General features: G+C 50.8%; 8 protein-coding genes and 1 pseudogene. 6 read left to right on the top strand and 3 right to left on the bottom strand.

Features of this window, described 5'->3' with window-relative positions; all coding sequences use genetic code 11:
* Positions 1–840 precede the first annotated feature (840 nt).
* Both HKD21_RS09135 and acs read left to right on the top strand, forming a co-directional pair.
* On the top strand, positions 841–2571 hold the full coding sequence (locus HKD21_RS09135) for a phage fiber-tail adaptor protein (RefSeq protein ID WP_194255392.1): 1731 nt from the start codon (positions 841–843) through the stop codon (positions 2569–2571).
* Positions 2572–2768: 197 nt separating this feature from the next.
* Positions 2769–4676 (top strand): acetate--CoA ligase, encoded by a 1908-nt coding sequence (gene acs / locus HKD21_RS09130; RefSeq protein WP_194255391.1) that lies wholly within the window; start codon positions 2769–2771, stop codon positions 4674–4676.
* A 20-nt stretch (positions 4677–4696) separates the two neighbouring features.
* On the opposite strand, the gene HKD21_RS09125 is transcribed toward acs, so the two are convergent.
* A complete protein-coding gene (locus HKD21_RS09125) occupies positions 4697–5059 on the bottom strand; it encodes a hypothetical protein (protein ID WP_228121224.1) in 363 nt (120 codons plus the stop codon).
* 111 nt (positions 5060–5170) lie between these two features.
* Between HKD21_RS09125 and HKD21_RS09120 the strand changes: the two genes are divergently transcribed.
* From HKD21_RS09120 to HKD21_RS09110, 3 genes are read left to right on the top strand one after another with little or no spacing between them, the layout of a single operon-like run.
* A complete protein-coding gene (locus HKD21_RS09120; RefSeq protein ID WP_194255390.1) occupies positions 5171–6151 on the top strand; it encodes an AEC family transporter in 981 nt (326 codons plus the stop codon).
* On the top strand, positions 6148–6621 hold the full coding sequence (locus HKD21_RS09115; protein ID WP_194255389.1) for a low molecular weight protein-tyrosine-phosphatase: 474 nt from the start codon (positions 6148–6150) through the stop codon (positions 6619–6621). Before HKD21_RS09120 ends, HKD21_RS09115 begins: the two co-directional genes overlap by 4 nt.
* Positions 6622–6651: 30 nt before the next feature.
* Positions 6652–7584 (top strand): 2-hydroxyacid dehydrogenase, encoded by a 933-nt coding sequence (locus HKD21_RS09110; RefSeq protein WP_194255388.1) that lies wholly within the window; start codon positions 6652–6654, stop codon positions 7582–7584.
* 2 nt (positions 7585–7586) lie between these two features.
* Here the strand turns inward: HKD21_RS09110 and HKD21_RS09105 are convergent, their stop codons facing one another.
* Entirely contained in the window at positions 7587–8345 is a 759-nt protein-coding gene (locus tag HKD21_RS09105; RefSeq protein ID WP_194255387.1) for an NAD kinase, read from the bottom strand.
* Between the two features lie 653 nt (positions 8346–8998).
* Here HKD21_RS09105 and HKD21_RS14635 point away from each other — a divergent pair.
* A pseudogene (locus HKD21_RS14635) lies at positions 8999–9172 on the top strand (IS701 family transposase); the annotation flags it as partial.
* Positions 9173–9421: 249 nt separating this feature from the next.
* Here the strand turns inward: HKD21_RS14635 and flhA are convergent.
* Positions 9422–11557, bottom strand: a complete 2136-nt coding sequence (flhA, locus tag HKD21_RS09100) for a flagellar biosynthesis protein FlhA (RefSeq protein WP_194255386.1) — start codon at positions 11555–11557, stop codon at positions 9422–9424.
* Between the last annotated feature and the right edge of the window lie 18 nt (positions 11558–11575).

Raw genomic sequence — 11575 nt, 5'->3', positions numbered from 1 at the left:
ATCTGGCGCTCAGACAACAAAAATACCTCACTCACAGGCCTACCCTCCATCGGTAAGCCTGTGAATCACAACCTCTCGCTCAGTTCAATAAATTAATAGGTCCTGAGCCTAAATATTTGATGACATCGCTCTTCCCACTAACACATGCAATCAATGTTGTCCGGTCACGCGTATTACCTTGACGACCATTTCCAAGTTGAATGTGAAAGGCAGGTTCAAGGACTAGCGATGTTTCGCAACACACGAAGACATCTGCTCAACCGTCTTCTTCTGGCTATAAGCGCTGAGCCTAAAAACAAAGATCTCCTCAAAGTGCTGGGTTGACACATGATTTTCCTCGGTGCGCGCGACTTTGTCTTCTTATGAGAAGGCTTTCCGAACTGCGACATCAACCCATCTTTTAGAACCCTTCATTGGGGCGGGTTTTTATATCCGAAAATATCATGGGCAATTGCGTCCCTGCACTCTGGCTTCAGCGCCCTTCTTTTCAGCTCTTCAGCAATCCTGAAAAGCCATCCACGACCATCGAACAAGGCAAAATTCGGCAGTCTAATTACGCCGAAGGGGAACACAACTTCGGCTGGCCTCCTCATTTTGTATCCGCAGACCCTATTCAGGATAGAAAACAGGACAAGTACGCCTCGAAACATGACCCGCGCATCTGTCATCTCCGCCGGGTGCTGACCGGGCGCCTGCCTGCCATGTGGGCAGAGATAAACTGGCCACAGATACGGAGAAATAACGGCTTCGTCTGCTGTCGCGAAAGAACCGGCCGGACGCTCCTGACACGACACCGAGCAATAATGATTTTAACGCGTTTCTGACCAACGTGAGGACTGCATGACCACAGTTAATAATCTCGCACCGTCCCCACTGCGGACGATCGTTTTACAAGGACGCAATGGAACCACTCCACAGGTTATCTTGTGCCCGAAAGCCTCGGCTGACTGTCTGGATTATACGCTGGATTTTTCAGCACTTCTTGCTGGAACTGATGATACGCCAACGGCAATCAGATCGGCCACACTTACCGCCACGGGTGGCCAGTATGACCTCAAGGTCATGTGGTCTGCCGTGGCTGGACCGCTAGTCGTGGCCTTCCTTGCCAGTGGGAAGCCCGACACGACACAAAAGATCCTTTTCGAAATCACAACCCAGCAGGGCCGCGTCTATTCCGTGATGGCAGTACTGCAGATCACGACCTTGACCGCCGCGACCGCACCTCCATCAAACTTCCTGCCTGATACCCTGACGAACGGCAAAGTGCTGATTGCCGGCATCGAGGCGCTGCCCTCGGGCTATTCGTCGAACGGCCGCGTCGTCATGGCCACGGAAAATGCAGCTCCTGTTGGCACGCCGTCCTTCGAGAGCGTGACGGCCGGGACGTATTCCGGCGATGGCTCCGGGCTGGATGTCACGTCAGGCGCTAAGGTCCAGACGATCGGGCAATGGATTGCAGCCCTGTCTTCTGGCGGCGCTCAGGGCGTTGGGATCAAGGCGATCAACGTGACGCAGGGTGCCGTCGTAGCCGGTCAACCCTCTACCGTCACGCTGACCGCAACCCTCACCGATGGCACCACAACCAGCACGAAATTCGACGCTCCGGCTGGATCTCCGGGCACACAAGGGCTGCAAGGGAATACAGGGACAGCGGGAGCCGACGGCAAAGACGGTCAAGCTGGGCCTGTCGGCGTGGGGATCGCATCTGTCGCCGTGAGCCAAGGCCCTATCACGGCGGGCCAGTCCTCCACCGTGACCCTCACAGCGACAATGACCAATGGTGCAACCGCGCCGGGGGTTTCCTTCGAAGTTCCACCGGGGGCCGAAGGCAGTGCAACAGACCTTACGGCAGCGGCAATCAACACAGCCCTCGGTTATACGGCAGCGAACGGAGCTGAGTATTTCCCGCTCTCAGTGGACGTCTCGAAAACGATCCCTTCCATCGTCAGGTCGGAATCGTCGACCGCGAACAGTGGCGGTCTCTATACGCTCAGTGACAGCCCAACCTCTGGCCCCACCATGCAGGTGGGACTCATCGCGGGCATGTACAGCTCGAACGCCTACGTGATTAAATCGCTGAACAACAATCTGGCCAAGCTGTCCCTGTATGGTCAGGATGGTTACGGAGCCAGTCTATGGGCCGTGCGCTATCAGGACGGAACGCAGACAATGACCACCGATTGGTGGGGCATCGACGCCAAGTATGGCGCTGCCGGGTTCATGTTTGTGAACAGCGATTCCAATCTCGCTTACTGGAAATTTGTCGGGGACACATCGGGCGCAGCCGGATGGCCGAAAGACCTGAAGCTGTTTGCTGGCACATCCGACAATTCCAACTGGCAGACCACACCGCTGGTGGCGTTTTCGTCGGAGAAGAATGTCGCGACGTTTGCGAACGAACCGCTTGTTCTGACGGCCTATACTTTCGCCACGCTTCCCGCATCGCCCGAAGCCTGGCAGCGCGCCGTTGTGACAGACAAGGCCATAGGCTCCGGCGCTCAGGGCGTCATGGCGATGTGGAACCCAAACGCAAAGGCATGGACAGGTTTGAGTGGGGAGGCGCTGGTATAAGGACGCTGGCGACCATATGCTGCCAGTCATCGATCAGCCCCTGCATCAGTCCGATGGAACTTTTGTCCGTATGGCCTAATGCTCTGAAGGGCTTTTTATGAGGATAAAAAAATTCACTCTGTTTCAGAACCTGCAAGCCAAATATAACAACAGTCCGCTCTGTGGCGTCTGTTTTTCGTGCGTAAGGTTTCAGGTCCATGCCCTCCTCTTCTCACCCTCATTCATTCCGCCTTAATCCGGCGGATTACAGCGCTCTGGTGGGACGTGCCGCTGCCGAGCCCAATCTCTATTGGGCTTGCGAAAGCGAAAGACTGCTCTGGAAGACCGCACCACTCCAAACCCAATGCGAGGAAAAAGGCTGGTTTCCGGGCGGAATGCTCAATGCGAGCGTCAACTGCCTGGACCGCCACCTCGACACCCGCGGCGATCAGAAAGCCCTGATCTGGCAGGCTGAGGACGCCGGGCACGTCTTGACATTTACATATAAAACTCTTCATGAGCGTGTGTGCCGGATGGCGAATGTCCTGCGGGACCAAGGCATTCAGGCAGGCGATCGAGTTGCCATTCATCTGCCTTCCGTTCCTGAAGGTCTGATCGCTATGCTTGCCTGCGCGCGGATCGGAGCGATCCATGTGGTTCTTTTTGGCGGTTTTTCTCCCGAAGCGATTTCCGACAGACTGGCTGACAGCGGTGCAGCTCTGGTGATCACGGCCAATGTCGGGCGGCGAGGTCCCAAAAGAATCCCGTTCAAGGCCACACTGGATGCGGCCCTCGATCTCCGCCCGGAAACCCTTGCCGTCAACACTGTTCTGGTCGTGAGCGTGACGGACGATGAAGTGGGGATGAAGCCGGAACGGGATAGTTGGCTTACCCCTCTTCTGGAAAAAGCCGCACCTGACTGCGTGCCTCAGCACATGCCCTCTTCGGCTCCACTATTCCTGCTTTACACTTCGGGCAGCACTGGCAAACCCAAAGGCATCGTGCACGGAACGGGGGGATATCTGGTCTGGGCCTCCTACACGCATGAACTGGTGTTTGATCATCAGGACGGAGATATTTTCTGGTGCACGGCCGATATCGGCTGGATTACGGGACACACTTATGGAGTTTATGGCCCTCTCCTGAACGGCGGGACGGTTCTGCTGTTCGAGGGGATGCCGTCCTATCCGGAGCCGGGTCGCTGGTGGAGTGTAATCCAGGATCACAAGGTTACGACGTTCTATACATCTCCAACCGCCATCCGTGCGCTCATGCGGGAAGGCGACGCCGTCGTGCAGCGTTACGACCTATCCTCTCTGCGTGTTCTGGGAACGGTAGGAGAACCCATCAGCCAGGAAGCGTGGTCCTGGTTCAACGACCATGTTGGGGGCGGACGCTGCGCTTTCGTTGACACCTGGTGGCAGACCGAAAGCGGCGGCATTATGATTTCTCCCGTTCCGGGGGCCGTTCGTGAAAAGCCTGCCTCAGCGACGCTTCCACTCCCCGGCGTGCATCCGGTCCTTCTGGACGAACGGGGCGTGACGCGCGAAGGGGCCGCAGAAGGCGTCCTGTGCCTCAAGGGATCGTGGCCCGGTCGCGCGCTCTCCATCTGGAACGACGATGGTCTTTTCGAGCGCACCTATCTTCAGCCCTATCCCGGATACTATTTCACGGGTGACGGCGCACGCCGTGACGAAGACGGGTACTACTGGATTACCGGGCGGGTGGATGACGTCATCAATGTCTCGGGGCACCGGATCGGCTCTGCTGAAATCGAGGATGCGCTGGCGACTGAACTGACCATTGCAGAGAGTGCCGCAATCGGCATCCCGCATGATCTGAAAGGACAGGGGATTGTCGTGTACGTCGTCGCACGCGACAATGCGCCAGATGATCTTCACATCCGGGCTGCGAAAGCGATTACATCGAAAGTAGGCCGCTATGCAGCGCCCGAACGTATCCATGTCGTGCCGGATCTTCCCAAGACCCGTTCCGGGAAAAGCGTTCGCCGTCTTCTTCGCAAGATCGCCTGTGGCGAGACTGAAGGATTTGGCGATCTGTCCACCCTCGCCGATCCTGAGATCGTGGAAACGCTGATCCGCATCATCCAGACACCAGCGGACTGACTGATTAGAGTTGGGCCCGTTCAGACATCGGTTGTCGCACTCGATGTCTGAACGGGGATGAGTGCATCGCTCAGAACGCCAAAGACGACATGCATGAAATAGACGGAAAACGCGGCGACTAACAGAACAGCAAACAGCTTTCCGAAAATCCTGAAGGCCCCCAGAATCAGTCCGCCCAGAAGCAGGAACAGCAGAGCCGTCTGGACCTGTCCCTGAATTCCAAGGCTGCTCAGCACGGAACGGGCCATTACCTCGATGATCGCCACGCCAGCCACCACAATGCCCAGCAGACCCAGGATCAGACCCCACAACGTATCGAGTATGGATTGCATCACGTAATCTGGCACCGGCAGAAAGAGGACAAGATCACTCCACAAAGCCATTCTCCGCGGCGTTGGTCAACTGCCATCTGTAGCAGGGATAGACGAATGTGAGGGTGACCGTTACGAAAGGTGATCTTTTCCTGACCGGATTTCTGTTTTCATGAGTCAATTATGACGAATTCGCCTGCCCTGCTGCTGACGATCGTTCAGTCTATTCTCCCGATTCTCGTGACATTAGGCTTTGGCTATTTCGCGGCATACCGAAAAGATTTTGACGCCCAGCAGGCCGGTGTTCTGACACGTCTGGTTATGCTGTATGCGCTCCCTCTGGAGCTGCTGGTTTCCATCCTGAGTACGCCGCGAGGTCAGGTTCTGGCGGCAGGGCCAGTCGCCGCTCTGATCCTGCTGGCCATGATTGGTGGCTATGGATTGATCTTTGCCATCCTGCGCGGCCTGCTCAAACGTCGCCTCGGAGAGGCAGCCCTGATCGCGATGACCATCACCGGTCCGTCCGTGCCCTTCATTGGTATTCCAGTCTTGGGCCAGATTTTCGGCCCGGCAAGTTCCGTACCGATTTCAATCGCATCTTTGGCTATGAATCTGGTTCAGCTTCCGATCACGTTGATCCTGATGGGGCATGACCGTGGGGCAGGTCATCGCGTCGGAAATGACGATAAAGCCCGTAGTGACGTCCGCGAACTGTTCGGACACCTAATCCATTCTTGTCGCGAACCCGTGGTCTGGGTGCCCATGATGGCGCTCGTTCTGGTCAGCGCAGGTGCGTTCCTGCCGCAGTTCCTCAAAGGCTCTTTTCAGCTTCTTGGACGCGCAACAGGGGGTGCGGCGCTCTTCGCTTCAGGTGTGGTTCTTTTCACCCGGCAGGTGAAGTTCAGCCCCCTGGTGGGTGTCATTGTCAGCGTCCGGAATGTTGTCATTCCCGGCGTCATCTATGCACTGGCCCGTATGTGGCATCTGCCCTTGCCTGCGCTTCAGGAAAGCGTCCTGACGATGGCCATTCCCAGTGCGTCAATCAATGTTATCCTTGCCATGCGATATCATGTTCTCGAACGTGAAATTGCATCCGTTCTGTTCTTCGGAACGTTATCCTCAATCTTCACCATGGCATTTTTCATTTGGCTGACAGGCGCATGAGTAGTTTCCTTTTTGTCTGCACGGGCAATATCTGTCGATCTCCTCTGGCCGAACTGGCCATGCGCCGGGAAGCGCGCATGCGAGGGCTGGAGCTGGATATTGATTCGGCTGCGACCGGGCGCTGGAATCTGGGCGAAGCTCCAGATCCGCGTGCATGCACCATCGCGTCCCAACAAGGTCTGGATGCTTCGACGCTACGTTCACGTCTTGTAATGTTGGATGATTTCAACCGCTTTGATCATATCATCGCTCTGGATCGCTCCCATCTGATCATTCTTAAAGAAATGCAGCCCCACGGCTCAAAATCGCATCTCTCGCTCATGCTGGATCATATTCCAACCCGCATGGGACAGGATGTCATTGATCCCTATTATGGGCCTGACAAAGGCTTCGTCAGAACCTGGGAAGACGTTGAAGCCGCCTGCGCTGCGCTCGCAAACGCAACTCTCGGACGACGCACCAAAAAGTGACGCCCCCATAAATCAGTAATGGAGAACTTCATGTCATCCAGACCCGGCATTCTGACGATCGATCCCATTCTTCCATTTATGAGAGAGCGGCTGGAGCAATCTTTTGAACTCCATCCCTACACCACACCCGAAGATCTACAGCGCTTCGCTCCGAGCATCCGCGGCATCACGACTGGAGGCGCCTCCGGAGTTCCAGCCAAAGTCATGAACGCGCTGCCCAATCTGGAAGTCATTTCGGTCAATGGCGTAGGCACCGATCGCATTGACCTGCAGGAAGCAAAACGCCGGAATATCCGCGTTGCGACAACCCAGAATACCCTGACAGAAGATGTGGCCGATATGGCCGTCGTCCTGATGATGACCGTAATGCGGGATGTCGTGAATAATGACCGCTTCGTCCGGGCGGGAAGCTGGCCTCATTCTCCCCTCCCGCTAAGCCGCAGCCTGACAAAAAAACGGGTCGGGATTGCAGGTTTCGGTCACATAGGACAGGCCATTGCCAAACGTATCTCAGCCTTTGAGATGGACGTTGCCTATTTCAATTCTCATGCCAAACCTGACACCTCCTACCGCTTCGAGCCTGATCTGAAGAGCCTGGCAGAGTGGTGTGATGTTCTGGTCCTGGCAGTCTCCGGAGGGCAACGCTCCGCAAACATGATCGATAACGACATCCTGACGGCACTGGGAAAAGACGGTTTCCTGATTAATATTGCCCGGGGTACAGTCGTAGACGAAAATGCCCTTCTGGACGCCTTAAAAGAAAAGCGCATCGCCGGTGCAGGACTAGACGTTTTTCAGAACGAACCTGACATAAACCCGGCTTTTTTCTCGCTCACCAATACGGTTCTGCAAGCCCATCAGGCCTCAGCAACCGTAGAAACCAGAAAAGCCATGGGCAATCTGGTTGTGGATAATCTGATTGTCTATTTTGCCGATGGAACTCTTCTCACTCCCGTCGTGTAAATTTATGCCACGAACTGTTCGGCAATAATCCGCTCCGAAAGACCATGATCCGGATCGAACAGGATCGTGGCTTTTCGAGTGCGATCTTCACGCACCACGACTTCGGCAACATCACGAATTTCCGTAAAATCCGCTACGGCTGCTGTCGATCTTTTCTCTGTATCCAAAAGCGTTAGCTTTACGACAGCACTGGAGGGCAAAAGAGCGCCTCTCCAACGGCGGGGGCGAAAGGCAGAAATCGGTGTCAAAGGAAGAATATTCGAGCTCAAGGGAACAATAGGCCCATGGGCTGAAAGATTATACGCCGTAGAACCCGCCGGAGTGGAAACAATTATTCCGTCGCAAATCAGTTCTTCAAGACGTGTCCGACCATCGATTTCAATTTTTATTCGGGATGTCTGTCTCGTTTGTCTGAAAAGAAAAACATCATTAAATGCCAGTGCGCTCCTGACAATCCCCGAAGAAGTCGTCGCCGTCATGTGTAATGGATGGAGGACTGAAGGCTGAGCATTTTCAAGGCGACGTAAAAGATCTCCTTCATTGGCGGCATTCATCAAAAAGCCAACAGTTCCGTAATTCATTCCATAGATGGCGATACTTCTATCCAAGACCTTGTGAAGCGCCTCAAGCATGAAGCCATCTCCACCCAGACAAACAACAAAATCTGCATTGTGAAGATGAGCATTGCCGTACTTTCTTGAAAGCCGCTCCAGTGCTGATTGCGCAGTATCGCTAGAAGACGCAACAAAATGAATTTTCATAGTGGAGCCATATCAATCCAAAGTCAGCAAGAACCTTAACAGATTCCTGCCTCAAGGTCGCGACAACAGAAGCTCAATCGAATCATGTATGTCTGGAATGCGCTACCGCAACCTCTTTGTGGACCTAAGGCAAAGCAGGCAGCTGCTATACTCATAGTTTTTTAAACGGCCTGGCATGGATAATGCCAACTGTTCGGCTACCCAGCCCTGATTATAATTTTTGCGCTGTTTGCGTGTTTCATGGAGAACCAGCTTTAGCAAAGAATGGAATTGGAATAAGACTGTCAAGCGGATCTTGAGCAATCTCTCGTCCAATATCTGAGAGGTCTGTGCAGCAAGGCACGATGTAAAATTTGCCTAGCCTATATCGCAGGTCTGATTGATGGAGATGGGTGCTGATCGATGCCAATTATGGTTTGTCAGCCCCGTTTCAACAGGCATCGACCGCGCGAGCTTTTTGTTGGGCTGTCGGTATTCCCCGGCACTAAAAGGTCTACTCCGCCGATGTTTAACTGATCTTTCCAGTTATAGTCCCCGGCCGCTCAAAACTACGACTTGTCCTGAACAGGATACGTCATGCCCGAAAGTGCGGGGTGTCGGCAGGTCAATTGGCGTGCATCGGCGCTACTGGCACCCGGCACATACAAGGTGAATAAATTTGGCTGTTGGGTGATCACCGCTCGAATGACGAACACAAATAAAAATATCTTGCGAACCTATCGGCCGACACACCGCTCAAGGCCTTAGCTGACACAATCATAGCAAGCTGGCTATGCGAACAGACGCATCAGCAACTCAAGACAGAACTTGGGTTGGATCACTTAAGATGAGGAACTGAGTGTTGTTGCAGTCCCGCAGGTTCGCTCAGTCGGGACGAAATGGCCGCCACCATAACTCTGCCTACAGTAAATTAAGCTCTCCTTGACCACATATCTCATTAAGCGCCAAAATGTTTATTACCATCCGTGCGGAGGCAAGCTCAACAGCCATCCCAACTCTATTCTAAGAAAACCACGACAAAGAGATTTTTTAAGATCCCCACATACTGATTAAAAGCAAAAATAAGTTTGAATAAACTAATTTATTATTTCTATATTCTGAACCTTAACACGAGGAAAAATTTCCTCTTGAGCCAAAACAGACACAGAAGGATTTATTCTTTCTACTATGCGCCTAATAGGAATCCTAATATTATTAGATACCAGTAGTATCGGCAATTCTCCCTTTTTTGATACATTCCCAAAAGAAGTTCTCAAACTAGAAATAAATTTATTCATTTGAGAAGGCGAAAAATTAATTTGCCCGCCCTCTTTTGAAGAAGATAAATTATCATAGATAATATTCTCCCAATTCGGACTCAGCAATATTACTGGGATATATCCTTGAGAGTTCATAGCGCAAGAACTTATTTGGCGAGCCAACTTAATTCTGACATGCGCGACCAAAGATGAAACTGTTTTTAATCCTTGGCTGCATCCATCTTGTATAGATTCCAAAATTCCGATTAAATCCCTAATAGATACTCTTTCCTCAAGAAGAGATTGCAATATTCTCTGTATATTACTTACAGAAATTTGTGATGGAATTAGGTCAGAAATCAGTTTTTGTTGATCGACCGTAACTCCATCGAGTAATTTTTGCGTTTCTGAGTAAGAAAGAAGATCTGCCATATTATCTTTGATTAATTCAGTTAAATGTGTAATAATAACACTAGATGGGTCTACGACTGTATATCCTTGGATAATAGCATTCTCGCGTAAATTTTGGTCTATCCATGATGCAGATAATCCAAAAGCAGGCTCTATAGTTTTTTCGCCTTCAATATCAGGCTCCCGACCTTGAGGATCCATAGCTAAAAGCTTATTGACTTTAATATTACCACCACCAACTTCTATTTCTTTAATACATAATGAGTAACGGTCAGGTGGCAAATTTAAATTATCTTGAATCCGAACAGGCGGCAATACAAATCCCACATCAGCAGCAAGTGTTCTTCGCAACAATTTTATTTTTTCGGTCAAACTACTATTATCTATATTAGCAATAGGGAGTAAATTAAATCCCAGCTCTAATTTCAATAAATCTACTCTGAGAATATTAGAAATAGGAATATCCGTTTGACTCTTTTCCTCTGGAATCGAAATAGAGTCATCTTCATTAATTTTATCGGCAATCGGGAAAACATATCTGAACCAAGATGCTAATGCAGATAAAATTGCCAAAAATAGAAATGGGAAAGCTGGCAATCCAGGCATTATCGCCAAAACCAGTGAACAAACAGCGACTAAAACAAGCGGCTTAGCATTCCCCCCTAATTGCTTTATTAGAACAACATCCGCCCCCCCTTCTGTACCCCCTTTTGTTACAACAATACCTGAAGCCGCAGAAACTAAAAGAGCTGGGATCTGCGAAACAAGTCCGTCACCTATCGTTAGTGTTGTAAAGGCTGCAGCGGCATCTGATACGGTCATCCCATGACGAACAATACCTATTGTCAACCCGCCGACAATATTAATAACAGTTATTATCAAACTAGCAATAGCATCTCCACGAACAAACTTAGATGCACCATCCATCGCTCCATAAAAAGAGCTTTCTTCTTCAAGTTCTTTTCTTTTTTTCTTTGCAATTACATTATTTATACTACCTGAAGATAATTCCGCATCAATAGCCATTTGTTTTCCTGGCATAGAATCCAAGAAAAATCTGGCGGAAACTTCAGAAATTCTTCCAGATCCTTTCGTAATGACCATAAAATTAACAACAAGAAGTATAGAAAACAATATAGCTCCAATAACTATATCGCCTCCCATAAGAAAACCACCAAAAGCTGCAACTACATGTCCTGCAGAATATAAACCTTGATATCCATGACTTAATATCAGGCGGGTAGTTGCTACCTCGAGAGAAAGACGCAACAATGTTGTTAACAACAACAAGATTGGAAAAGATGTAAAATCTAGTGGTCTTTTCAAAAACAATGCTACCATTAAGATCAATATAGCTAATGTAATAGAAATAGATAAACCGATATCAAGAATAAATGTAGGAAGAGGGAAAATAAGTACAGAAAGAAGGCCTGCGACAAAGACTGCAAGCCCCACATCAGATCCTGGAATTTTTTTTTGGATAGAAGACAAGCCAGGGAAACGTCTAAAGAAATCAGATATTATTCCTGCATTATTAAAAAAATATCTATCAGTATAATTCACTTTTCCGCATCTTTCAAA

It is taken from the genome of Gluconobacter cerevisiae (genome assembly GCF_015244675.1).
Lineage (GTDB): Bacteria > Pseudomonadota > Alphaproteobacteria > Acetobacterales > Acetobacteraceae > Gluconobacter > Gluconobacter cerevisiae.
This window is presented reverse-complemented; position numbering and strand designations above follow the sequence as displayed.

What these genes read in the sequence shown, in the direction of transcription:
- HKD21_RS09110 (WP_194255388.1), top strand. Translation starts at nt 6,652, where the DNA reads ATGTCATCCAGACCCGGCATTCTGACGATCGATCCCATTCTTCCATTT.
- HKD21_RS09115 (WP_194255389.1), top strand. Translation starts at nt 6,148, where the DNA reads ATGAGTAGTTTCCTTTTTGTCTGCACGGGCAATATCTGTCGATCTCCT.
- HKD21_RS09120 (WP_194255390.1), top strand. Translation starts at nt 5,171, where the DNA reads ATGACGAATTCGCCTGCCCTGCTGCTGACGATCGTTCAGTCTATTCTC.
- HKD21_RS09105 (WP_194255387.1), bottom strand. Translation starts at nt 8,345, where the DNA reads ATGAAAATTCATTTTGTTGCGTCTTCTAGCGATACTGCGCAATCAGCA.
- HKD21_RS09125 (WP_228121224.1), bottom strand. Translation starts at nt 5,059, where the DNA reads ATGGCTTTGTGGAGTGATCTTGTCCTCTTTCTGCCGGTGCCAGATTAC.
- acs (WP_194255391.1), top strand. Translation starts at nt 2,769, where the DNA reads ATGCCCTCCTCTTCTCACCCTCATTCATTCCGCCTTAATCCGGCGGAT.
- HKD21_RS09135 (WP_194255392.1), top strand. Translation starts at nt 841, where the DNA reads ATGACCACAGTTAATAATCTCGCACCGTCCCCACTGCGGACGATCGTT.